Here is a 23,678-nt window from a genome sequence, read left to right on the forward strand (position 1 = left end):
GGGCACCGGCGTTGCCGGTCCCGCCGCCGCAGCGAGCGCTCCGGCCTTGCGGCGCTTGCGCGCCAAGCGGATCGGGAGGATGATCGCGGCGGCCACGAGCGCCGCGACGGGCAGGAACGGCAGCACGACGCCGATCACGACCGAGACGACCACGAGGAACCCCACCGCACCGTTGAAGCCCACGACGACGCCGTCCCAGAACGAGTCCGGTCCGCCGTAGTCCTCGGCCGCGGGCGCGGATGGCGCGACAACGGTGAAGTCGATGGTCGACAGCGCCACCCGGTCCTGCAGGTCCTCCAGTTGCGCCTCCAAGGACGCCAGTTCGCCTTCCCGCTCGGCCAGTTCGGCCTCGAGTTCGAGGATCGCGGTCACGGAGGTCGCCTCCGCGAGGAGCCCGCGCACCCGCTCCACACTCGCGCTCTTCGTGGCGATGTGCGCGTCGAGGTCGACTACGGCCTCGGTGACATCCTCAGTGGTCACCGCCCGGTACCGTTCGCTCTCGGCGAGCGCGGCGAGGCCGTCCATGGCCTCGGTGAACCGCTCGGACGGGACCCGCAGGACCAGGTGGGCGCTGCTGTACGAGTCCTCCTCGCCGGTCGCGCGGTCCCGCTCGTCGGCGGTGACGAACCCGCCGTAGGACTCGGCGAGGTCCCAGGCCTCCTCGGCGACGCCCTCGGCGTCGGCGTCCTGGACCTCGAGCACCGCTTCGTAGACGATGGAGCGCTCGCCGGTGTCGATCTGCGGGTTCGCGACGGCGCCGGGGTCCTCCTGTCCGGCCGTGTCGGCGGCCTCGAGATCGTCCTGCCCCTCGACCGACGAGCCGGCGCCGCCGGAGCTCGCGCATCCGAAGAGGAACATTGCGGCCGCGGCGAGCACGGCGGCGGATCTGAAGAGTCGCATGGTCAGCCTCGCAAGGGGTCTCGGAAGGGGCGTGCGGCAGGGGAGCCGCCCGGTGTCTCCCATGGTGTTCCCTCCGCGTCACGAACCAGCTGCGGAAGCCGCTCGATAGGGGAAGGAAGATCATGTGCCCGTTTGACGCCGCACTGCCCGGTCGCGTTCCCGCCGCCGACTCAAGAGGACCGCCGAAACTGTTGCCATATACTTGCAATAGGGACGCGGGCCATGTGACATGTGATATGCCACCACCCCCGGCCCTCGTCCATGAGCGCAGCACCCGAACACTGACGAAGACCATGAGGGAGACCGATTGGCGAAGAAGGAGGCACTGGTGACCGATCACGAACAGGCTCCGCCCGTTGACCGCGCCGCCGACGGGCGTGTCCCGGGCGAGCTCGGCCGGGCGCACCCGATCACGCAATACGGCGAAGCCGTGCTGCACCGCGCCTGCAAACCCGTCGAGGCCTTCGACGACGCGCTGGCGGCGCTGGTCGAGGACATGTTCGCGAGCATGCACGCGGCCAACGGCGTCGGCCTGGCGGCCAACCAGATCGGCGTCGACGCCCGGGTGTTCGTCCTCGACTGCGAGGACGCCGACGGCGTGCGCACCGTGGCGGCCGTGGTGAACCCGGTGCTCCACCTGCCGCCCGCGCCCCGGGAGCTCATGGTCGACGACGAGGGCTGCCTGTCGGTGCCCGGCGCGTTCGAGGACACGCCGCGTTCGACCACCGCCGTGGTCGAGGGCTTCGACGCGCACGGCGAGCCCGTACGGATCGAGGGCACCGGCACCTTGGCACGGTGCCTCCAGCACGAGTACGACCACCTCGAAGGCACCGTCTACGTCGACCGGCTCCCGAAGAAGGCCCGCAACCGCGCGCTGGCCGAGGCCGGCCTCCGCTAGGCCGCGGGCGGCGTCGGACCCCTCTGGCATCATCGGCGCCGTGGAATACACGGAACTGAAAGCACGCCTGCGCCAGGCCTACGACGCCGACGCCGACTCCCGCGCGGTCATGAGCGACCGCCCGTGGAAGGCCCTGGAACGCAATCGGTTCGCCGACCGGCTCCGCGAGTCCGGGGCGTCGCGGCTGCTGGAGATCGGTGCGGGGCACGGGATCAGCGGCCGGTTCTTCGCCGACCAGGGTTTCGACGTCACGTGCGTCGACCTCTCGCCCGAACTCGTGGCGCACTGCCGCGGCAAGGGCCTGGAAGCGCAGGTGATGGACTTCGGCGACCTGGACTTCGAGGACGCGTCCTTCGACGCCGTGTTCGGCATGAACTGCCTGCTGCACGTGCCGAAATCCGAACTCCCCGGCGTGCTCGCCGAAGTGCGCAGGGTGCTCGCCCCGGAAGGGTTGTTCTACTGGGGACAGTACGGCGGCCAGGACTACGAGGGGGTCTGGGAGACCGACCACTGCGTCCCGAAGCGGTTCTTCTCCTTCTTCACCGCCGACCGCATCGAGGCGGTCGCGGACGAGCACTTCGACCTCGTCGAGGCGAACCACACCGCGCTCGAATCGGACATCGACCAGTACCAGGGACTCATCCTCCGCAAGCGCTGAGACCGCCGAGGCCGCCGAGATACCGTTGATGCAGGGTTTGGGGCTGGGCAAGCGCTCCAGCGCGCTCTATCCTCGCCTCAGGCCGCCTCAGGCCGCCTCACGGCCGATCCAGGCGCGGAACGGGGGACACGCCATTGTCTGCTGAGCAGCAACAGATCGCCGAGCTCATCGCGATCGGCAACGACGGGCGCCTGTACGCGACCGAGCCCGACCGGCTGCGCCGCCTCGTCCGCTACGAGCTCGCCCGCGAAGACCGGCTCGCCCAACCGGAACTGCGGCAGGCCGGCGTCGGACTCGTCGCGCTCGGCGAGTACACCGAGGCGAAGCGGGTGCTCAAGCTGGCGCTGCAACGCGCGGTGACCCCGCACCAGCGCGTCGCGGCGCTCGTCAACCTCGGCGACGCCCACCGCTACCCCGGAGAGCTCGCCGCCGCCGAGCCGCTGTACGAGGAGGCCATCGAGATCGCGCAGGCCGAGAGCCCGCACACCCTCCACTTCGCATTGCAGCACTATGGCAAACACCTCATCGACGCCCGCCGCCCCCACCTCGCGGTCGAAGTCCTGACCGAGGTCCTGCTCATGCGGCAGAAGATCGGCGATCCGGCCCTCATCGCGTCGACACAGGACGCGTTGAGCGCCGCCCGCGCGGCCGTCGGGCAGCGTACGATCTGACACTCTCCGTGTTGCACCGTCCTTCCGTAGCCGAGCAGAGGAACGCCATGACGACGAACCCGACCGCCGACTCGAACCCCGCACCGCACGAGGCGATCGGTCTCGCCCGCATCGCGGACATGCTCCGTGCCGAAGCCGCGAACGGCCTGTACTGGGGAAGCGAACCCGACGAGGAGGCCCGGCTGCGGGCCCTGCGCGACCGCGCCGCGGCGCTGCTCGCCGAGGTCGACCACCGCTCGTACGAGGAGATCAGGGCGGTCTTCGCGACCGACAGCGTGCTGCGGACGCCGATCCCCGCCACCGAGTTCCGCATCGACTGCGGCGACGGCACCCGCCTCGTCCACCGCCGCCGCTTCCGCTCCGACCCCCTCGCACGCCGCCTCGAAGCGACCGCCGCCGCTCTCGGCGCCGACGTGCCCGCCCAGCCGATCGCCATAGCCGACACCGACCTCGCGGACCTGCCCTGCCCGCACACCTACCTGCTCGTCTACGAGTTCACGACGGACCTCGACGCCGACGCGGCCGAGAAGCTCCTCGAACCGGCCGACCCGGACCTCGACGGCGACCTGCCGACCCTGGCCCCGGCCGCCAGCGCCGTCGTACGCGAGCGCGGCCCGCTGCGCGTCTCCCCGGCGGCCAAGGAGATCCTCGACGAGGTCGCGGCCCTGGCGAAGGACTCCCTGGCGGCCGCGACGAGCCCCTACTCGATCGAACGGCACCACCGGGTTGCCGCGCACTGCGAGCGCACCGTGGAGGCCGAACTGGTCTATCCCCGCATCGACTGCGGCGACCTCGCCGCGTTCATGGTCCCCACGGGCGCTGACGCCGCGATCTTCGACGACGAGGGCCGCATCCTCGTCATACAGCGCACCGACACCGGCCAGTGGGCGGCCCCCGGCGGCGGGGCGGAGGTCGGCGAACCCGTCGGCCTGGCGTCGGTCCGCGAGGCGTTCGAGGAGACCGGCCTCGAAGTCGAGCTGACCGGCCTGTCGTGGGCGTTCGACAAGCGGGACACGAATCTCGGCGACAGCCGCATGCCGATGATCATGAGCTTCACCGCCCGCCGGACCCGTCCGGACCAGACGATCCGCCTCGCCCCGCTCGAAGCCTCCGACCACCGCTGGATGACCGAAGCGGAAGCGGCGGAAGCGGACCTGTTCAAAGGCCACGAGCTCCGCATCCCCGTCGCCTTCGCCCGCAACGAGACCCTCAAGTAGACCACCGGCAGTGATCGCGAAGGCCCGGCAGCCGAACGGCTGCCGGGCCTTCGCGATCAAACCTTAGAAGATCAGGCCGTCGCACGAGGTCTCGATCGCGGTGAGCGCCGCCGCCTCCTCATCGGAACCCTCCGGCGTGCTGTAGTACTCGTTGAGGTCGTCGATGCACGCCTGCATGACCTCCGCCTCCCCGGCCGGGCCCTCCAGCTCCGACACCTGCGCCTCGGCCGCCTCCAAGTCCTCCTGCAACTGGCTGATCTCCTTGTCCCGGTCGGCGAGCCGCGTGTCGGCGTCCTCCAGGTCGCCGTTGGCGCGCAGCCACAACGCGACCGACACCGCGGCCGCCGCCAGCCCGACCGCCATGCCGATCGCGAGGAGCGGCACCAGCGGCGACTTGCGGGGCGCGGCCGGGAGCGGCGGCTGCAGCAGCGGCTGCGTCCCGTACGCCGGCTGCGGCGGGATGGCATGCGGCGGCGGGCCGGGCTGCGCCGAGACAGGGGACTGCGGGGCGTACCCGGAGTCGTACGGCTGCGGCTGCAGCGGAGAGTAGGAAGGCGGGACGCTCTGCGGCGGCTGGGGATCGCTCGGACCGCCGAGGTTGTAGTGCGGAGGCGGGTTGTAGGCCATGATGGCTCCTTCAGCGGATGGGTGCAGTCCAGGGTAGAGCGGCCGTGCGAATCCGACGGCACTACCAGTGTGACGACAGGGAACAGGGACCGGTCCCCGCCGTTACCCAAACTTGACATCACGGACCCGCAACGGCACCGCTGAAGGGCGGGCGCGGTCCGACCGCGCCCGCCCGGACCCTTACGCCGCCTTCAGCGTGCCGCCGTCGATGACGTGGTCGGCGCCGTGGATGTTCGCGGCCCGGCCCGAGAGCAGGAACGCCACCAGGTCCGCGACTTCCTCGGGCTCGCCGATGCGGCCCGAGGCGATCCCGAACTGGCCGGGGATCGCCTCCAGGAAGTCGCCGTGCGCGACGCCGTACGCCTCGGCGACCTTGCCGCCGAAGCGCTCCTCGTCCCTCCACAGCGAGGAGCCGATGACACCCGGGGAGACCGTGTTGACCCGCACGCCCTGCGGCGCGAGCTCTTCGCTGAGCCGCTTGGAGAAGGCCGTCAGCCCGGCTTTGGCCTCGCTGTAGCCGACCGGTCCGATCGCGGGAAGGTACTTGTTGACCGAGGAGACGTTCACGATCGCGCCCCGGCGCTCGATGATGCCCGGCAGCGCCGCCTTCGTGGTCCACACCGCACTGAACAGGTTGAGGTTGAAGACCTCCGTCCACTGCTCGACCGGGATGTCGAGGAAGCCGCCGAGCGCCATCCGGTCGGCGTCGCCGCCGCCGACATTGTTGACCAGCAGGTCGATCCCGCCGACCGCGCTGGCCGCCTCGTGGACGATGCGCTCGGCGCCCTCCTTGGTGGACAGGTCGGCACTGACCGTCGCCGCGGCGATCTTCTCGAGTTCCGGGGTGATGGTGCGGGCGGCGCCGACGACGCGGACGCCCTCGGCCGCGAGGGTCTCGGCGATCGCGAGTCCGATGCCGCGGCTGGCACCGGTCACGAGGGCGGTCTTGCCGTTGAGTCCGAGTTCCATGGGACTGCCTTTCATTCGTTCTTGAACTAGAGGTCAAAAATTGAGGCGAGAAAAACGCCCTCAAGTGAGGGCGCAGTGGTCCTGCTGCGGTCAGAGACCCGCCACGGCGGTGTCGATGATCCGGTGCAGCACCGGGCCGTCGTGGGTCTGGGCCAGGACGCGCAACCCGACCACCGTGTTCATCAGGAAATGGGCCTGGGCCTCAGCGTCGACCTCCTTCGCGACGTCCCCGTCGCGCTGGCCCTTGCGGATCCGCTCGGCGAACAGCCCGATGGTCGCATCGGTCATCCGCTGCACCGCCCGGATCGCCTCGGGATCCTTGCCGCCCAGTTCGAGGGCGGTGCTGGCCGCGAGGCAGCCGCGCCTGACCGGGCCGTTGAGGTCGATGTCGACAAGGAGTGCCAGGTAGGCGCGGATGCGTTCCCTGGCGGTGCCGGGTTCGTTCAGGAAGGCTTCGGTCATCTCCGATCCGACCTGCCCGTACAGGTCCAGCGCCCTGCCGAACAGCTCCCGTTTGGAGCCGAACGTGTGGTACAGGCTGCCCTTGCCGACGCCGGTGGCCTCGGCGAGGTCCGCGGGGGAGGTCCCCGCGTAGCCCTTGGTCCAGAACGTCTCCATCGCCTGCGCGACGGCCGCGTCCGGTTCGAAGTTCTTCGGCCTGCCCATGTCCTGAACCCTACAACATTCTTGACTCAGGGGTCAACAACGGTCGGGTCTTCACGACGAGGCAATGAATGCGCTGGTGCGCAACAGGTCCGAAGGGTGCGGTGATCATGCCGTTTCGTACGGTTGCCGCAGTTGCCGGGCCGGGCGATACTGGAAGCGTGCTCAAACCCCTCGTCATCGCCTCCGATCTGGACGGCACGCTCCTCGCCCCGGGCGGCGCCCTGTCCGAACGGACCCGCGACGCCCTCGCGGCCGCCCGCGCCGACGGGATGGCCGTCGTCGCCGTCACCGCCCGCACCCCTTACGGCGTGGACATGCTGCCCGACCTCCTGCCGTACCTCGACGGCGCGGTCTGCGCGAACGGCGCCATCGTCTACGACCCCGCCACCGGGCGCATCCGCATCCTCCGCTCGATCCGGACCTCTCTGGGCCGCAAGGCGGTCGCGGCGATCGCCAAGCGCCTGCCCGACGCGGTGTTCGCCGTGGAGAACGGCACCGCAATTGTCGGCGAGGAGCCCTACCGCGCGCTGGTCGGCGCCTCGAACTGGGAGTTCGCGCCCGATGTGGACGGGGTCTTCAAGCGCGCCAAGCGGGCCGTCAAGATCAAGGTCTACTGCGCCGACCGCAGCGGCGAGGAGATGGCCGCCGCGATCGCCGACGCCGAACTCGGCGGACTGACCATGTGCCACTGGGGCGACTTCGGGATGCTCGACCTCAACGCCCGGGGCGCCGACAAGGCGTTCGGGCTCGCCACCTGGTGCCGCGAGCGCCGAGTCGGCCCGGACAAGGTGATCGCGTTCGGCGACATGCCGAACGACGCGCCGATGCTCGCGTGGGCGGGCCGCTCGTACGCGATGGGCGACGCCCACCCCGAGGCCGTCGCGGCCGCCACCGGCCGCGCCGCCACCAACGCCGAGGACGGGGTCGCCCAAGTCATCGAGGGCCTCCTCGACAACGACACCGCGGCTGCCGCCTGACCGGCGCGGTCCGCCGGAGATAACCCGTTGCGAGCCTCCGCCCGGTCTGCTGGACTTGGCGGAGCGCGGCACCGCACCGCAACGGCTCGCCGGATTCGCCGAGCGTGCCGCGCCCTGATCGACCGACGAAGGGGTCACCATGCGCCAACAGTTCATGTCATCCGAGCACCGTTCCCGCGAACTCAAGGACATGACTGCTGTTGCGTACGCTCAATCTCGGCATCCTCGCCCATGTCGACGCCGGTAAGACCAGCCTGACCGAGCGGCTCCTCCACGCCGCCGGGATCATCGACGAGGTCGGCAGCGTCGACGCGGGCAGCACCCGCACCGACACGCTCGACCTCGAACGCCGCCGGGGGATCACCATCAAGTCCGCGGTGGTGTCCTTCGCGCTCGGCGGCACCACCGTCAACCTCATCGACACGCCCGGCCACCCCGATTTCATCGCCGAGGTGGAGCGGGTCCTGAACCTGCTCGACGGCGCGGTGCTCGTCGTCTCAGCCGTCGAGGGCGTCCAGGCCCAGACCCGCGTCCTGTATCGGGCGCTGCGCCGCTTGGGCGTCCCGACCCTGGTGTTCGTCAACAAGATCGACCGGGCGGGCGCCCGGTCCGACGCGCTGCTGCGCGACCTCGCCGCGAAGCTCGACCCGGCCATGGTCCCGATGGACACCGTCGAAGGCCTCGGATCGCCGGAGGCCGAGAGCAAGCCGCGCGAGCGCGACGCCGCGTTCGACGGGGACCTGCTCGAAGCCCTCGACGACGAGGACCTCCTGGACGCCTACCTCGCGGGCGTCGACGGTTCCCCGAACGCCAGTGGCATGTCACATGTCGCGCATGACGCGGCACTGGGCTCGGCACTCGACACCGCGTTCGAGGCACGCGTCGCGAAGGGCCGGGCCCACCCGGTCCACTTCGGGTCGGCGATCACCGGCGCCGGCATCGAGAGCCTCGTCGAGGGACTCCGCCGCTTCCTGCCCGGCTCGGTCGGCGATCCGGAAGGACCGCTGTCGGGCACCGTGTTCAAAGTGGAGCGCGGCTCGGCGGGGGAGCGGATCGCCTACGCCCGCCTGTTCGCCGGTGCGGTCGCGGTGCGCGACCGCATTCACGTCGGCGACTGCCGTGAGGCCAAGGTGACCGGCATCAGCGTCTTCGAGGACGGGATCGACCGTCCGCGGCCCCGGGCCGAGGCCGGCCGGATCGCGAAGCTCCGGGGCCTGGGGGAGGTCCGCATCGGCGACGCGATCGGTCGGCCGCCGAAGCTCCGCACCGAGCACTTCCTGCGGCCCGCGCTGGAGACCGTCGTCGCGCCAGTCGATGAACGCGACCGGCCCGCGCTGCACGCCGCGCTCACCCGACTGGCCGAACAAGATCCGCTCATCGGCCTGCGCCACGACGAGACGCGCCGGGAACTGTCCGTATCGCTCTACGGCGAAGTCCAGAAAGAGGTCATCGGCGCCACCCTCGCCGAGGAGCACGGCCTCGCGGTCGACTTCCGCGAGTCCACCGTGATCTGCGTCGAGCGCGTCACCGGCACGGGCGCGGCCGCCGAGTTCATCGCCAAGGACCCCAACCCGTTCCTCGGCACCGCAGGCCTGCGGGTGGATCCCGCTTCCGGCACCGGCGTCGACTTCCGGCTCGGCGTGGAGCTCGGCTCGATGCCGTTCGCGTTCTTCAAAGCCGTCGAGGAGACCGTTCACGAGACGCTGCGCGAGGGCCTGCACGGCTGGCAGGTCGAAGGCGTCGCGGTCACGATGACCCACTCGGGCTACTGGGCCCGCCAGTCCAGTGCGCACGGCGGCTTCGACAAGAGCATGTCGAGCACCGCCGGGGACTTCCGGAACCTCGTGCCGCTCGTCCTCATGGCCGCCCTCCGCCGGGCCGGAACCGTGGTGTGCGAACCCTTGCACCGCTTCCGGATCGAACTGCCCGCCGCCGACCTCGGCGGCGTCCTCGCCGCGCTGGCGAAACTCCGCGCGGTCCCCGAACCGCCGGAACTCGGCGGCGGCCGGTGCGCGCTCGAGGGCACGATCCCGGCCGGGGCCGTCCACGGCCTCGGCCAGCGCCTCCCGGGCCTGACCAGCGGTGAGGGCGTCCTCGAGAGCGTCTTCGAACGCCACGAGCCGGTGACCGGCCCGGTCCCGTCCCGGCCCCGCACCGATGCGAATCCGCTCGACCGGGAGGCCTACCTGCTGGCGGTGATGCGCCGCGTGACCGGCAAATGAACCGCCTCGCCGCCAAAGTCCGAAGTGGAATCCATTGTGTCCCAATATGTTCGTTATTTGAGGAGTTGGACCGCAAATGTATGATTAAGATCCCTTGACCGCCCCTTCGTCCCGTCGGTACCCCTGGCGGGACGAGAAGAGAACGGACACAAGCACATGAAGCGAAGGCTCGTTACCGCGAGCGTCGCGCTGGGGGTCGTCGTGGCCGCCACCGGCGTCGCCACCCTCACCGCCCAAGCCGATCCGATCGAACCCGAGGACTCGGAACTGTCCACCTGGACCGTTCCGAGGCTCACCGCCGACGAAGCGGCCGAGCTCGAAGCGCTCGGCTTCACCCTCGCCCACGACCACGGCGCCGAATCCCACATCATCGGCGACGAAGCCCTCGCCGCCGAAGCTCGCGAACTCGGCTACGCCCCCGAATTCGTCGACACCGTCTACAAGGACCTCCCCGTCACCGCCGAGCAGGAGGGCACCTACTACGGCGGCTACCGCACCGTCGACTCCTACGAAGCCGACCTCCAGGCCATCGCCGAGGCCAATCCCGACCTCGCCAGCCTCCATGACATCGGCGACTCCTGGCTCAAGACCCAAGGCGAGGGCGGCCACGACGTCTACGCCATCTGCCTCACCAAGATCGCCGCCGGCGACTGCGAGACGGACCCGGACTCGGCCAAGCCGCGGTTCTCCCTGATCGCTCAGATGCACGCGCGCGAGATCGCCACCGGCGAGGTCGCCTGGCGCTGGATCGAGAAGCTCGTGGACGGCTACGGCACCGACGCCGAGGTCACCGAGCTCATGGACACCAGCGAGATCTGGGTGGTGCCGATCGCCAACCCCGATGGCGTCGACATCGTCGCCTCCGGCGGCGACGACCCGATCCTGCAGCGCAAGAACGCCAACGACAGCAACGGGAACTGCGGTGACAGCCTCGGCGTCGACCTCAACCGCAACTCCACGTTCGAATGGGGCGCCGACTCCACCAACCCCTGCTCCGAGACCTTCCAAGGCCCCTCTGCCGGGTCCGAGCCCGAGACGCAGGCCGTCGAGGACTGGCTCCGCGCCCTCCACCCCGACCAGCGCGGCGAGAACCCCGCTGACGCGGCGCCCGACGACGCCCGCGACGTGTTCCTCACCCTCCACTCCTACGGCGAGTACATCATCGTCCCGTGGGGCTACACCAATGACGTCGCCCCGAACGACGGCCAGCTCCGCGCGCTCGGCGAGGCCATGTCGCAGTCCAACGGCTACTTCGTCGGCACCAACGACGACACCGTCGGATACAGCACCAGCGGCACTACCGACGACATGGCCTACGGCGAACTCGGCGTCGCCTCCTTCACCTTCGAGATCGGCCCGGACACCGGGGACTGCGGCGGGTTCTTCCCCGCCTTCACCTGCGTGGACGACACATTGTGGCCCGAGAACGAGGGCGCGCTCATGACCGCCGCCCAGGCGGCGGCCGCGCCTTACGGCGGCTAGCGAACGGTTCCCGGCGGCGCGGTGCCGCGACCGCGCCGCCGGGAACCGGAACCTCCGCGTTCGCCCGCTCGACCTCGCCCGGCCGTTCATACGATGTTCCGGCCCGCCGCACACATTGCGGTTGCCCCGGCCCCGGTCCAACCCCGATACTCATCCGGTGCCCCTACCGAAACTCATCGCCACCGACCTCGACGGCACCCTGCTCGACCGGCAGGGCCGACTCTCCGAACGCAACCAGAAGGCCCTCCAGACCGCCCGCGAACACGGCATCCTCACCCTCGCCGTGACCGCCAGGCCTCCCCGCGCCGTCCACCGCGTACCCGGACTCACCGCCGTCCTCGACGGCGCCCTGTGCTCCACGGGCTCAATCCGGTTCGACCCGGTCACCCAGACCGCCGAGCTGCGCCACGCTATTCCGCTCGCACTCGCCCGCGAACTCCATCGGCAGCTGCGCATCGCCCTCCCGGACGCGGATTTCGCCGTCGAGACCGGCCAGGCGCTCCGCATCCAGGGCGAGTACTTCCGCGGCCTGCGTCTCACCGACCCGTGGATTCCCGTCACCGCCGACGAGGACCTGATCGACACGTCCGATCCCGTCGTCGGTCTGCTCGTGCACGACACGGCCTCGACGGGCCCGGCGATGCAGGAGGCCACTGCCCACATCGCACTGCCCGGCGTCCACCTGTGGGGATGGGGCCGCTATCCCGAGATCGAATGCACCGCGGCCGGAGCCGAGAAGGGCGCCACGCTGGCAGCCTGGTGCGCCGAGCGCGGGATCGGTGCCGAGGACGTGATCGCCTTCGGCGACATGCCGAACGACGTCTCGATGCTCGCCTGGGCGGGCCGGTCCTACGCGATGGAGGGCGCCCACGCGGACGCGGCCGCGGCGGCGACCGGCCACGCGGAGCCGGCCGCCGAAGACGGCGTGGCGAAGACGATCGAAGCCCTGCTCCAACGCTAGGCCACCCGGCCGAGACCGCCCCCGATCGCCACGCATCGCGCCGACGTTACGCCCCTCACCTGCACTGGCACCCGAGTGTCGACCCGTGTGGCGGTGTGGTCCTCTTCGGTGGTCGGAGGCGGATGCGGGCGGGAAGGGACATGCCCTATGCGCACACGCCCGCGCACGGGCGCGAATGCTCGCCGCCTACCGGCACCGGTAGAACACGATCGCCTTCTCGAACTCGAACACGTCATGCGCCGCGAAGTGCGATTCCAGCTCCGCCGCCGCCACGGCGAGGATCCGGTCGAACGCCGCGTCGTCGCAGTCGACATAGGACCTGATCGAGACGAGATAGTCCATGAGCGGCCGGGGCTCGGGAACCGAGACCAGGCCGCGCTTCTCGAAGCGCTCCACCGACCCGAACGCCGCTTCCAGATAGTCGGGTGCGTTGGCGGAGTCGAAGTTGGCGACCTCCGCGGACGGAATGTACGTGTCGGGGCCCAGGACCGCGCGGATCGCCCGCGCCCAGTGGGCGTACGGCTCGGCCATGTCGTCGTGGGTGTTGGTCGAGACCAGCAGGGTCCCGCCCGGCTTGAGCACGCGGCGGAACTCGCCGACCGCCTTCGCGATGTCCGGCACGTGGTACAGCATGTGCATCGCGAGCACCGCGTCGACGCTGCCGTCGGGGTAGGGGATCGCCCGGGCGTCGGCCACCATGATCGGCGGTTCGACCTCGGAGAGCATCCCGGGCGCGGCGTCGATGCCGACGACCGCGGCGGCGGGGTGGTCGGCGCGCAGCCGCTTGAGATAGCGGCCGTGCCCGCACCCGACGTCGAGCACGAGCCGAGGGTCGGCGGGCATCAGATCGGCGGCGACGTCGACCGGGTCGAACTGGGGCTCGCGGTAGTCGTAAAGGCTCACACGGGACTTGAGGTTGCCCGCGTGCGCGTAATTGCCCTTGCTGCCTTCGACGTTGACGGCCATGCAATGCCTCTCTCCTCATGGAGGACGCCGTCGCGGCGTCCTCGCGAAGCGCGGCGGCGTGCGCCGCGGTGAACGGAGCTGTCCAAACTACCCGAGAGTCCTCTGGGCACACACTCCCTGAAGCCGCCGTCAGGCGACTTCAGCTCCGGTTCAGGTTCGGGCCTTCACAATCGGAAGCTCCATCGTGGCATCGTCGGGAACCGCTCGACGGCGGCGCCACCGGAACCACACCAGCAGACCGAAACCGATGAGCAGGAGGACTACGCCACCACCGATCACATAAGCCCACCAAGGCAGACCGGCCGCGTTCGCGCCCGGCCCGCCGCCCGCGGCTTCGGCGGCCTCCTGCGGCTCGTCGGTCCGCAGGACGACTCTGTCGGCCTCGTACGCGATCCGGTAGCTAGCGCCGCCGATCTCCAGCTCGGCGTCTTGAGCGAGGTTGGCGAAGGTGCCGGACACACCGCCTGCGGCGGTGACGACGGTGATCTCCTCGGGGAGCGCCGCGCCCTCCTCGTAGGCGACCGCCAGCGTCCCGTCGAGTGTGGCCTCGCCCCCGACCGTGAGCCCCCCGTTCGAGCCCACGGTCAGGGTCGAAGCCTCGCCGAGCGACAGGTTGCCGCCGACGCTGCTCGCGGCGCGGACCGCCAGCCCCTGGTCGACGGTCAGGTCCCCGGCGAGCTCGGCCCCCGTCGCAGCGGCGCTGTCGCCTTCGGCGCCTGCCTGTCCGGAACTGTCGGCCTCCGCGTCGGCGCTGCCGTCGCCGTCCTGGCCGGTGCTGTCCTGGGCGGCGGTGCCGAGCACCACGACGCCTTCGGCGACGGTCCAAGCGCCCGCGGCACTGCTCGAGCCGGAGTACGTCCACGTACCGGTGCCCGATTTGACCAGGCCGCCTTCGCCTTCGACGCCGCCCGCGTAGGCGGTGTCGCTCGCGCTGGCCACGGTCAGACCGTCGGCGCCGAGCCGCAGGGTCGCTCCCGCGATGCCGCTGAGGTCGTTCACCGTCTGGCCTTCGACCTGCGAGAGGTCGAGCACGGCGTCCCCGCCGGAGAGCTCGACGTGCTCGGAGGCCGCGAGGTCGCCGCCGGTGAGGGCGAGCGTGCCGCCGGAGACGGTCGTCGGACCGGTGTAGGTCGTGTCCCCGGTGAGCGTCAGCGCTGCGGGGCCGGCCAGTTCGAGCGCGCCCTCGCCGCTGATCCGCGCGAGTTCGATGTCGGTGGAGGCGTTGGCGACCACGAGCGTCCCGTTGTCGACCACCTCCGCGAGATCGGTGCCGGTGAGGAGCCAGCCGTCGCCGCCCTCCTCGCCCGTTCCGAGGCGCAGGACCGCACCCGACTCGATCGTGGTGGCGCCGTCGTAGTTCTGCTGGTCGGCGAACGTGACGTCGTTGCCGGCCGTGCCCGCGATGGTGACGTCGCCGCTGCCCACCGCGTCCATCGTGTCGTGGAAGATCCCGCCGGAGATGGGCGCGTCGAGCTGGACCGGGCCGTTGTAGTCGAAGATCAGATGGCTGCGCATCCGCCTGGCGTGCATGTTGATGTAGACGGTGTCGCGGTTGCCCGGCAGGAAGAACTCGTTGTCGGTGCCGTCCCCCCACTGCACGAGCGCGCCCTCGATGTTGATGCCGCGCTTGTTGTGGTTGTGGGCCACCACCTCGTAGTTGAGGTTCGGGTCCGACAGCGACGGGTCGGTGTCCGGCCCGGAGTCGGCCCACGAGTACACCCCGGACATCACCACTCTGCTCCCGAAGATCTGGGAGTGGAAGTTGATGTCGTTGCCCCACTCGCGCGAGTAGAAGTCCACGTCGAGGACGGTGTCGTTGCCGTCCTGGGTGTCGATGATGAACGACCCCTGGTTGAGCACGGTGTCCACTTCGGGCATTGTGGAGAGGAATTCGCGCTGGCTGTAGTGGATCGCTGTGCCGTTGTAGAGCATGCCCGAGAACGTGTGGTTGCCCGCGAGCGAGAGGCCGTCCCAGGTGCCGCGCGGCTGGACGATGAAGCCGGAGCCGCTGAGGTTGCCCGGATGGTAGCGGCGGCCGTGGACCGCGACGATCAGCGTGCCGTCGACGTGGTGGTTCAGCGCGTTCCACTCGAAGTTCGGCAGGTCGTACGGGTAGTGCCCGAGGGTCCCGGTCGTGCCCTGGCCGTCGCCGTACTGGAGGGTGGCGCCGGATTCCACGGTCACCGCGGGCGGATCGGGATCCTCGATGGTGTTCCACCACCAGGGTTCGCCGCGCGCTTCGACGCGCTGGCGCTGGCGGTCCTCGGGGATGCTGAAGTCGGAGTCGGCGGTGAGCACGAGTTTCCCCGGACCGCTGACGGTGAGCGTGCCGACGCCCGAGAAGTGGCCGCCGTAGACGAGCTCCTCGCCGTCGCCCAGGTTGACGACGGCGTCGCCGTTCAGCACGACGTCCTGTCCCGCGCGGAGCTGGCCGGTGATGTCGTTGGCCGCCTGTGCCGGGGCGGCGGCGAACGGCACGGTCAGGAACGCGAGGAGCGCGGCCAGCAGCAGGCGCGCCCAGGCGGTGCCGCGCCGCGGCCGAGCGGTCGAGCCGCGAGGCGGCCCCAGGCTGTGTGAATCCTTCACGGTTCAACAAGTTACCCGGTGATTTTCAGCGGTTTTCGGTGGGTGGGCGGGCCCCGGTCCGGTCCGGGCCGTCCGGTGCGGCCGCGTTCGCGAGGCCTGCTCCGGTGCGGCGCAGAGCGGCCCGCGCCGCCGCGAGCGGGGTTAGGCTGGGCCGTATGCATGTCGTCATCGCCGGAGGGCACGGACAGATCGCGCTGCGCCTCACCGAGATCCTGGCCGCCGAAGGGCATTCGGTCACCGGGCTCATCCGCAATCCCGACCACGCCGAGGACCTCACCGCGATCGGCGGTCGTCCCATCGTCCTCGACCTCGAGCAGGCCGACGCCGAGCACCTCGGCGGGCTCCTCGCCTCCGAGATGTACGGGGAGGTCGATGCGGTCGTGTTCGCGGCGGGTGCCGGGCCCGGCAGCGGCGCGGCCCGCAAGGACACGGTGGACCGGGCGGCGTCGGTGCTGCTCGCCGATGCAGCGGAACGGGCGGGCGTGCGCCGCTTCCTGCAGATCTCCAGTATGGGCGCCGATTCGGAGCCCGATCCGAGCCGCGACGAGGTGTGGGCGGCGTACATCGAGGCCAAGGCCGCGGCCGAGGAGGACCTGCGCGCCAGGGACCTCGACTGGATCATCCTGCGGCCCGGTTCGCTCACGAACGACCCGCCGACCGGCCGGGTGCATCTCGCCGAGCCGCCGGTGGGTCGCGGTGCCGTCACTCGCTCCGATGTGGCCGCTGTGGTGGCCGAACTCCTGCGCCGTCCGACGGTGTCGCGCCTGGTCCTGGAGGTGCGGGGCGGTGACACCGCGGTCACCGAGGCGGTGGACGCGCTCGGCCCGGAGGACTGAGCACGCCGGTCCGCTTGCCTCCCATGCGTATGCGGATTGCGGCGGCAAAAGTCGTTGCTCGATACTGTACCGATGCGATTCGGTGTGGTTCCCTCCTCGGTCCGCCGCGATGTCCTCGCCTGGCACGGCAGTGCCGGCCAGGCCTGGCTCGACGGCCTCCCCAAGACGGTCTGGCGTCTGCAGCGGCTGTGGTCGCTGCGGACCGACGGGCCGCCCTACGGAGGCGGCAGCCACTCCTATGTGGTCCCGGTCCGGCGGGAGACCGGCGAGCAGGCGGTCTTGAAGGTCATCTACAGGGACGTGGAGAACGCCGCCGAACCGACTGCGCTGCACCAGTACGCGGGCGACGGCGCGGTGCGCCTGTACGAGTACGACCCCGAGACGGGAGCGATGCTCCTGGAGCGGGCCGTCCCCGGCAACCGCCTCAAGTCGACCCGCTTCTTCGGCCATCGCACCCCGGAGGCCGCGTGGCGGCGCATCGGGATCGCGTGCGGGCTCTACCGGCGGCTGTGGCGGCCGATGGACGCGGTCGAAGGGTTCCCCGGGTTCCCCGCGGCCACCGAGATGCTCGACCAGTGGCGAAGCGAGTACGGCGACCAGGGAAGCGCCGCACGGCAGGGCCCCGGGGCGGCCCGGCTCGACCTCGCCCTCGACCTGTGCGAACGGCTCGCGGACCCGCCCGAACTCGGCATCGGCAACCGCGACACCCACCTGGGGAACATCGTCTCCGCCGAACGTGAACCGTGGCTGGTCATCGACCCCAAGCCCTATCTCGCCGAGCGGGCCTTCGACGGCGGGTACCTGCTGTTCATGCTGCAGCACCACGGCCCGCACAGCGGCGCCGAGCTGCTCGGCGCGGTCGCCGAGGGCTTGGGCGCCGACGCGGAGCGCCTGCGGGCATGGGCGCTGCTGCGCGCCATCGACCACCTGACCGAGGTCGAGGGGGAACGCGAAGTCGCCGCGGCCGAAGCGACCGTGGCCGCACTCGAAGGGGCGTAAGCGAAGCGGCGGCCGCGACGCGCGTGGCGGCCGCCGGGCTCATTCGGGTGACGGCACTCGGGTCGGATTTCCGACTCGCGCTCGAGTCGTCCAGTCGTCGCCGGCCCCCTTGAACAGTCAGCCGCGAGTGTCGCGGCGGCCGGCCAGGAGACCGCGCAGACCGATCACGCCGACCGCGACGCCGAGCCCGAACGAGGTGGCCGCCAGTGCCAAATGGACCCAGAAAAAGGCCGTCGAATCGCCCGCGGCGTCGAACGCCAGGCCGCTGACGTCCTCGAACAGGTTCTTCACGAACGCGGTCCAGATGAACACCGACCAGACGCCGAAGGCGAGCAGGAACACCGAGACCGGGCGGCTGAGCTTCATGGCACCAGTATCCGGTCGGCGATGCGGGCGGACGTTTCGGGCGAGACGCACCGGTCGCCGGTCACGTTCCCGACCGAGTCGCGCCGGTTCCCTCTTTCGGTCTGCCTGTTGCGCCTACTATCCTGGTCTTTGCAGACCCGGTGTCACTCTGTGCGGCAGTTGCGTGCATACCGTGGTCTGCGATGATGGAGACCGGAATGTCATCAATAGATGGAATGGCTGGCCGGACATGAGCGGACACGACAAAGCCTCATTGCCAGACGGTTACCCCGACCCTGAAGTCGTGGGCTGGGCGCGTACCGAGGATCTGGAGTTCGCCGGCCTCCACATCAGAATGACCATTACTCCGGGAGACCGGATAGTGCAGTTGTGGGAGCTGGCCGACGGCCATCCCGTCCGCTGGCTCGGCAACGTCTTCCGCGTCGAGTCGGAACCGCCGGTCCTCAAGCTCAACTACCGCTACGAGTCGCAGTTCAATCGCACCCAGCGAGATGTCGTGGCCCGCACCGGCGCGAAGTTCTGGAAGGGCTGAGTCCCGGGACCGCCGCCCGCCCCTCGGGGCGGCACGAACCGATGCGGCGCATCGATGAACGAGCTGTCCGCTCATTCAGTTCCGATGCGCTCCAAGGCCTCGACGAGCGGCGCGAACTCGGGGTTGCGCCGCGCCTCCTCAAGCGCTTCCGCCAAGGCCCGGTCGTGGGTCGGCGTCGCCTCCGCGAGGAGCTTCCGCCCGGACTCGGTGACGTCGGTGTAGATCCCGCGCCGGTCGTCGGCGCAGATCGTCCGCTGCAGCAGCCCCCGGTCCTCCATGCGCGTCACCAGGCGCGTGGTCGCGCTCTGGCTCAGCACGACAGCCTCGGCCACCTGCCGCATCTGCAGGTGCCTGCCGGGGGCCTGCCGGTCGAGTACGGTGAGCAGCGAGAATTCCCGGACGGACAGCCCGTGCTCGGCTTCGAGGCGGCGCTCGATGCGGTCGGCGATGCCGTCGTGCAGTGCGGAGAGGGCGCACCAGTGCTGGGCCAGCGCGGTACTGGGGGATGCCGCTGTGCTCATGATGCTCCTCCGGCTCGGTCCGATCGGGGTCAATACTAGCGTACCGCGATATAAGTTACAGGCGGATAATCGTTGCTTGCATTAGTCGGCGTCTGCAAGTAATGTGGGCCTCGGCAGTTCGAACCCGAGCACGCCCGCGAGGGCCTGCGGACAGGAGAACCGATGAGCGACAAGCCGACCGTGAGCGTCCTGGGCACCGGCATCATGGGGGCCGCCATGGCCCGCAACCTCGCCCGCGCCGGGCACGAGGTCACCGCCTGGAACCGCAGCCGCGACAAGGCCGAACCGCTCACCGCAGACGGCATCCGCATCGCCGACACCCCCGCCGAAGCCGTCGCGAACGCCGACGCGATCGTGACCATCCTCCACGACGGACCCGCCGCCCTCGACGTCATGCGCCAAGCCGCCCCGGCCCTGCGACCCGGCGCGCGATGGATCCAGTCCACCACCGCAGGCATCGAAGGCATCGCCGGTCTCGCCGCCTTCGCGGCCGAACACGACCTCGTGTTCTTCGACGCCCCCGTCCTCGGCACCCGCGAACCCGCCGAAGCCGGCAAGCTCACCGTCCTCGCCTCCGGTCCGAACGACGACCAGACCGCGAACGCCGTGTTCGACGCCGTCGGCGCGAAGACCGTGTGGATCAGCGCCGACGGAGCCGACGGTGCGGCTTCCCGGCTCAAACTCGTCGCCAACAGCTGGGTCCTCGTGCTCACCCACGGCATCGGCGAAGTCCTCGCGCTGGCCGAGGGCCTCGGGGTCGACCCGCAGCGGTTCTTCGAGCTCATCGAGGGCGGACCGCTCGACGCCGGATACGCGCGCATCAAGGGCGGCCTGATCCTGAACGGCGAAACCGGGAACACCAGCTTCGGCCTCGACACCGCGGAGAAGGACGCGCGGCTCATCGTCGAGGCCGCTCGCGTGAACGGCGTCAGGCTCGACCTGGGCGAGGCCGGGGTCGAGCGCTTCCGCCGCGCCGCCGCGCAGGGCCACGGCGGCGAGGACATGGCCGCGTCGTACTTCGCGAGCTTCGCCGAATAGCAAGCACCGACGAATTGCAAGCACCGCAACAAGAAGGAGCCATCATGGCGAGGATGCTGTTCATCATGACCGGGGCCGGCGAGTGGACGCTCAACGACGGCACCAAGCACACCACCGGGTACTGGGCCGAGGAAGCGGTGGTCCCGCTCGAGGCGTTCAAGCACGCCGGTCACGAGATCACCGTGGCGACGCCGGGCGGCGTGGTGCCGCCGGTCGACCCGGCGAGCCTCACCGACGAGGCCGGCGGCGGCGCCGAGACCGCCGCGCACCTGCGCACCGCGGTCGCGACGGCCGACGAGTTCGCCAAGCCCGCGGACCTCGCCGATGTGGACCTCGGCGACTACGACGCCGTGTACGTGCCCGGCGGCCACGGGCCCATGGAAGACCTGGCCGTCAACGCCGACTCCGGCCGCCTCCTCGCAGGAGCGCTCCGCGACGGCAAGCCCGTCGGCCTGGTCTGCCACGGCCTGGCCGCGCTCCTCGCCGCCGAGGACGAGGGCGTGAACGCCTTCGCGGGCTACCGAGTCACCGGCTTCACGAATGCCGAAGAGCACCTGGCGCAGCTGGCCGACAAGGCCCAATGGCTGCTGCAGGACCGGCTCGAGGCCGCCGGAGTGGTCTTCGCAGCCGCCGACCCGTTCACCTCGCACGTCCAGGTCGACCGCAACCTCGTCACCGGCCAGAACCCCCAGTCCTCCGCCGAGGCCGCCGAAGCCCTCATCGACCTCGTCGGATAGCGCCCCTACCCGAAAGCCGAAAGGACCCACCTTGACCAGCAATCTGTTCACCCCGATCACGTTGCGCGGGACCACCGTCCCGAACCGGATCTGGATGGCGCCGATGTGCCAGTACAGCGCCGACGCCGCGGGTCCCGCGACCGGCGTGCCGAACGACTGGCACCTCCAGCACTACGGCGCCCGCGCCGTAGGCGGCCCCGGTCTGATCCTGGTGGAGGCCACCGCGATCGTGCCCGAGGGGCGCATCAGCCCAGTCGACCTCGGCATCTGGAACGACGCCCAGGTCGAGGGGCACCGGCGGCTCACCGCGTTCATGCGCGGTCGAGGTGTGGTCCCGGGCATCCAGATCGCGCACGCGGGCCGGAAGGCCAGCACGGACAGCCGCGGCGGCGGCTCGCTCGCTCCGGGCGAGGGCGGCTGGGAGACGATGGCTCCCAGCGCGATCGCGTTCAGCGGCGGCCACGCCGTGCCGCACGAGCTGAGCGTCGAGGAGATCCGCGGCGTCGTCACCGCCTTCGCGGTGGCCGCCGAGCGGGCGCTCGCCGCGGGGTACGAGGTCATCGAAGTGCACGCCGCTCACGGCTACCTCGTCCACGAATTCCTGTCCCCTGTCTCGAACCGGCGCGAAGACGCCTACGGCGGCGACTTCGCGCACCGGGCCCGCCTCGCGCTCGAGATCGCCGACGCGGTGCGCACGGCAGTGGGGGAGCAGGTGCCGGTGCTGTTCCGGCTCTCGGCGACCGACTGGATCGAACCCGACGGCTGGACCGCCGACCAGACCGTGCGCCTCGCCGCGCTGCTGCGCGAGCACGGCGTCGACCTGGTCGACGTCTCGACCGGCGGCAACCTCCCGGACGCGCGGATCCCGGCGAGCCCCGGCTACCAGGTGCCGTTCGCCGAGCGGATCCGGCGCGAGGCCGGGATGCCCACGGCCGCAGTCGGCATCATCACCGAGCCGCAGCAGGCCGAGAAGATCCTCACCGAAGGCGGCGCCGACGCCGTGCTGCTCGGCCGCGAGCTCCTGCGCAACCCGTACTGGCCCCGCCAGGCCGCGCACGAGCTCGGCGCCGAGCACCCGCTCCCGCGCCAGTACCGGCGCGCCGAACGCAAGCGGGCCTGAGCACCGGTCGGGAGGCGGCCCCGCCTCCCGACCGGCCCGCCGACACCCTCGGGAGATCCCGGGGATCACCGCCGTGACCACCTAACCTTTTCGTCCTGAATGCACTTCCGCTCAGGCTCGAAAGGGACGCCCATGACCTGGACACCCGGCGCACTCGTCCGTCACCAGCCCCTCGCCCGCCAGCACCGGCCGGGCGCCGCAGCCGACGCCTACCGCATCCACTACCGCGGCAACGACCACGAAGGCGGACAACGCCTCGCGAGCGGCGCCGCCTTCATCCCCGCCGGAACGGCTCCCGACGGCGGCTGGCCCGTCATCGGCTTCGCCCACGGCACCACCGGCCTCAGCGACGCCTCGGCCCCCTCCCGCGCCGGGTTCTCGCAGATCGAACTGGCCCACATCGACCGCTGGCTCGCCGCCGGGTACGCGGTGGCCGCCACCGACTACGAAGGACGCTCCACGCCCGGGCCGCACCCGTACTTCAACGGCGAGGCCGTCGCCGACGACGTGATCGACGCCGTCCGCGCCGTCCAGGGCCTCGACCACCGCATCGCGACCGCCTGGCTGGTCGCCGGGTTCTCCCAGGGCGGGCACGCCGCCATGCACGTCGCCAACATCGCCACCGGGTACGCCCCCGAACTCGACTTCCGCGGCACCATCGCCGTCGCACCGGCCGCGTGCGCCGGGGAGCTCATCGCGGCACTCACCGCCGACGGCGACGCCCCGCTGTCGCCGATCGTGCCCCTCACCCTCGCCGGGATCGCCGCGACACACCCCGGGTTCGAACCCGACGCGTTCCTCACCCCGCTCGGTGCCGAACTCGTCGCGTGGGCCACCCGCGCCACGCTCCGCGACATGCACCAGGCCGTGCGCGGCATCGGCAACGACCAGGCAGGGACCACCGGCATCGCGGCGCGGCCCGAGATCGCCGAGGTCCTCGACGCCGCCGGCGCCCCGGTCACCTACCTCGACCGGCCCGTGTTCATCTCCGCCAGCCGCGATGACGAGATCATCCCGCACCAGCCCGTCGAGCGCTTCGCCGACGGCCTGCGGCGGGCCGGAGCCGACGTCGCCTTCGCCGCCCACATCGGCGCCGACCACGCCGGGATGCTCGAGACCGGCCAGCCCGACGCGATCGACTTCGGACGCGAACACCTCGAGGCCGTCGGCGTCGCGTACGACGTTCCGGCCCAACGCTTCGACCTGCTCGACCGCAGCGGCGACGGCTTGCTCGCCCGCGACGACTACGACGCGTTCGCGCTGCGGCTGGCCCGCAGCCTCGGCCACGCGCCGCGTTCGGCGAAGGCCGCCGCAGTGCGCGACGGCTATCGGCGGCTGTGGAACGCCGTGTGCACCGCCGCAGACGGCGACGACGACGGCACGGTGAGCGCCGCCGAGTACCGGGCATGGGCTGCAAGGGAAGCCGCCGCCGACGGTGACCGCTCCGGTTTCGCGACGGCCGTGCGCCCCCTCGCCGAAGCCGTTATCGCCCTCGTCGACGACGACGCCGACCGCGCCCTCGACCGAGGCGAACTCGACCGGCTCCTGACCGCGTGCCGAGTCGCACCCGAAACGGCCGCCGCGACCTGCGCGCAATTGGACGCCAACGGCGACGGGCGGGTCAGCGCCGATGAGATCGTCGACGCGGTTCGAGGCTTCTGCATCGGCGAAGCGGCTCCGGGCTCCTGGCTGTTCGGCAGGTTCTGAGCGGGATGGGCGAGCATCCGCC

General features: G+C 70.9%; 23 protein-coding genes. 15 read left to right on the top strand and 8 right to left on the bottom strand.

Annotated features, from left to right (window positions below; genetic code table 11):
- Nucleotides 1-900, bottom strand: a 900-nt coding sequence (locus O1R50_RS10315) for a DUF4349 domain-containing protein (RefSeq protein WP_270109929.1), incomplete at its 3' end; no start/stop codon positions are given.
- A 328-nt stretch (nt 901-1,228) separates the two neighbouring features.
- Here O1R50_RS10315 and def point away from each other — a divergent pair.
- The 4 genes from def to O1R50_RS10335 all read left to right on the top strand — a co-directional run bounded on the left by def (nt 1,229) and on the right by O1R50_RS10335 (nt 4,344).
- A complete protein-coding gene (gene def / locus O1R50_RS10320; RefSeq protein WP_270109930.1) occupies nt 1,229-1,798 on the top strand; it encodes a peptide deformylase in 570 nt (189 codons plus the stop codon).
- Nucleotides 1,799-1,838: 40 nt separating this feature from the next.
- Nucleotides 1,839-2,456, top strand: a complete 618-nt coding sequence (locus tag O1R50_RS10325; protein WP_270109931.1) for a class I SAM-dependent methyltransferase — start codon at nt 1,839-1,841, stop codon at nt 2,454-2,456.
- Between the two features lie 134 nt (nt 2,457-2,590).
- The gene (locus O1R50_RS10330) at nt 2,591-3,127 is read left to right on the top strand and encodes a tetratricopeptide repeat protein (protein WP_270109932.1); all 537 of its coding nucleotides are present in this window, start codon (nt 2,591-2,593) and stop codon (nt 3,125-3,127) included.
- A 47-nt stretch (nt 3,128-3,174) separates the two neighbouring features.
- Entirely contained in the window at nt 3,175-4,344 is a 1,170-nt protein-coding gene (locus O1R50_RS10335; protein ID WP_270109933.1) for an NUDIX hydrolase, read from the top strand.
- A 63-nt stretch (nt 4,345-4,407) separates the two neighbouring features.
- Here the strand turns inward: O1R50_RS10335 and O1R50_RS10340 are convergent, their stop codons facing one another.
- From O1R50_RS10340 to O1R50_RS10350, 3 genes are all read right to left on the bottom strand, one after another.
- Nucleotides 4,408-4,971, bottom strand: a complete 564-nt coding sequence (locus O1R50_RS10340) for a hypothetical protein (protein WP_270109934.1) — start codon at nt 4,969-4,971, stop codon at nt 4,408-4,410.
- 180 nt (nt 4,972-5,151) lie between these two features.
- Entirely contained in the window at nt 5,152-5,940 is a 789-nt protein-coding gene (locus O1R50_RS10345) for an oxidoreductase (RefSeq protein WP_270109935.1), read from the bottom strand.
- A gap of 90 nt (nt 5,941-6,030) precedes the next feature.
- Nucleotides 6,031-6,606, bottom strand: a complete 576-nt coding sequence (locus O1R50_RS10350) for a TetR/AcrR family transcriptional regulator (protein WP_270109936.1) — start codon at nt 6,604-6,606, stop codon at nt 6,031-6,033.
- 158 nt (nt 6,607-6,764) lie between these two features.
- On the opposite strand from O1R50_RS10350, the gene O1R50_RS10355 reads away from it, so the two are divergent.
- From O1R50_RS10355 to O1R50_RS10370, 4 genes are all read left to right on the top strand, one after another.
- Nucleotides 6,765-7,583 (top strand): HAD-IIB family hydrolase, encoded by an 819-nt coding sequence (locus O1R50_RS10355; RefSeq protein ID WP_270109937.1) that lies wholly within the window; start codon nt 6,765-6,767, stop codon nt 7,581-7,583.
- Between the two features lie 200 nt (nt 7,584-7,783).
- Nucleotides 7,784-9,805 (top strand): GTP-binding protein, encoded by a 2,022-nt coding sequence (locus tag O1R50_RS10360; RefSeq protein WP_270109938.1) that lies wholly within the window; start codon nt 7,784-7,786, stop codon nt 9,803-9,805.
- Between the two features lie 156 nt (nt 9,806-9,961).
- A complete protein-coding gene (locus O1R50_RS10365; RefSeq protein WP_270109939.1) occupies nt 9,962-11,287 on the top strand; it encodes a M14 family zinc carboxypeptidase in 1,326 nt (441 codons plus the stop codon).
- Between the two features lie 157 nt (nt 11,288-11,444).
- Complete coding sequence (locus O1R50_RS10370; RefSeq protein WP_270109940.1) at nt 11,445-12,248, top strand: HAD hydrolase family protein; 804 nt, start codon at nt 11,445-11,447, stop codon at nt 12,246-12,248.
- A gap of 186 nt (nt 12,249-12,434) precedes the next feature.
- Here O1R50_RS10370 and O1R50_RS10375 read toward each other — a convergent pair whose 3' ends face one another.
- A complete protein-coding gene (locus O1R50_RS10375; RefSeq protein ID WP_270109941.1) occupies nt 12,435-13,214 on the bottom strand; it encodes a class I SAM-dependent methyltransferase in 780 nt (259 codons plus the stop codon).
- 150 nt (nt 13,215-13,364) lie between these two features.
- Complete coding sequence (locus tag O1R50_RS10380; protein ID WP_270109942.1) at nt 13,365-15,800, bottom strand: autotransporter-associated beta strand repeat-containing protein; 2,436 nt, start codon at nt 15,798-15,800, stop codon at nt 13,365-13,367.
- 155 nt (nt 15,801-15,955) lie between these two features.
- Here O1R50_RS10380 and O1R50_RS10385 point away from each other — a divergent pair, with 155 nt between their 5' ends.
- Nucleotides 15,956-16,636 carry an NAD(P)-binding oxidoreductase gene (locus tag O1R50_RS10385; RefSeq protein ID WP_270109944.1) on the top strand — a complete coding sequence of 227 codons (681 nt, stop codon included), beginning with the start codon at nt 15,956-15,958 and terminating at the stop codon, nt 16,634-16,636.
- Between the two features lie 72 nt (nt 16,637-16,708).
- Nucleotides 16,709-17,635, top strand: a complete 927-nt coding sequence (locus tag O1R50_RS10390; RefSeq protein ID WP_270109945.1) for an aminoglycoside phosphotransferase family protein — start codon at nt 16,709-16,711, stop codon at nt 17,633-17,635.
- A 117-nt stretch (nt 17,636-17,752) separates the two neighbouring features.
- Here O1R50_RS10390 and O1R50_RS10395 read toward each other — a convergent pair whose 3' ends face one another.
- Complete coding sequence (locus O1R50_RS10395; protein WP_270109946.1) at nt 17,753-18,001, bottom strand: SCO4848 family membrane protein; 249 nt, start codon at nt 17,999-18,001, stop codon at nt 17,753-17,755.
- Nucleotides 18,002-18,254: 253 nt separating this feature from the next.
- Between O1R50_RS10395 and O1R50_RS10400 the strand changes: the two genes are divergently transcribed.
- Nucleotides 18,255-18,533: a hypothetical protein gene (locus O1R50_RS10400; protein ID WP_270109947.1), complete on the top strand. Its 279-nt coding sequence runs from the start codon at nt 18,255-18,257 to the stop codon at nt 18,531-18,533.
- A 71-nt stretch (nt 18,534-18,604) separates the two neighbouring features.
- On the opposite strand, the gene O1R50_RS10405 is transcribed toward O1R50_RS10400, so the two are convergent.
- Complete coding sequence (locus O1R50_RS10405) at nt 18,605-19,054, bottom strand: MarR family winged helix-turn-helix transcriptional regulator (RefSeq protein WP_270109948.1); 450 nt, start codon at nt 19,052-19,054, stop codon at nt 18,605-18,607.
- A gap of 162 nt (nt 19,055-19,216) precedes the next feature.
- Here O1R50_RS10405 and O1R50_RS10410 point away from each other — a divergent pair, with 162 nt between their 5' ends.
- The 4 genes from O1R50_RS10410 to O1R50_RS10425 all read left to right on the top strand — a co-directional run bounded on the left by O1R50_RS10410 (nt 19,217) and on the right by O1R50_RS10425 (nt 23,656).
- Nucleotides 19,217-20,092, top strand: coding sequence for an NAD(P)-dependent oxidoreductase (locus tag O1R50_RS10410; RefSeq protein ID WP_270109949.1), 876 nt, complete (start codon nt 19,217-19,219; stop codon nt 20,090-20,092).
- Nucleotides 20,093-20,136: 44 nt separating this feature from the next.
- Complete coding sequence (locus tag O1R50_RS10415; protein ID WP_270109950.1) at nt 20,137-20,829, top strand: type 1 glutamine amidotransferase domain-containing protein; 693 nt, start codon at nt 20,137-20,139, stop codon at nt 20,827-20,829.
- A 31-nt stretch (nt 20,830-20,860) separates the two neighbouring features.
- The gene (locus tag O1R50_RS10420) at nt 20,861-21,949 is read left to right on the top strand and encodes an NADH:flavin oxidoreductase/NADH oxidase (protein ID WP_270109951.1); all 1,089 of its coding nucleotides are present in this window, start codon (nt 20,861-20,863) and stop codon (nt 21,947-21,949) included.
- A 132-nt stretch (nt 21,950-22,081) separates the two neighbouring features.
- Entirely contained in the window at nt 22,082-23,656 is a 1,575-nt protein-coding gene (locus O1R50_RS10425) for a lipase family protein (protein ID WP_270109952.1), read from the top strand.
- Nucleotides 23,657-23,678 lie beyond the last annotated feature (22 nt).

Origin of the sequence: Glycomyces luteolus (assembly GCF_027622875.1) — a bacterium.
Classification (GTDB): domain Bacteria; phylum Actinomycetota; class Actinomycetes; order Mycobacteriales; family Micromonosporaceae; genus Glycomyces; species Glycomyces luteolus.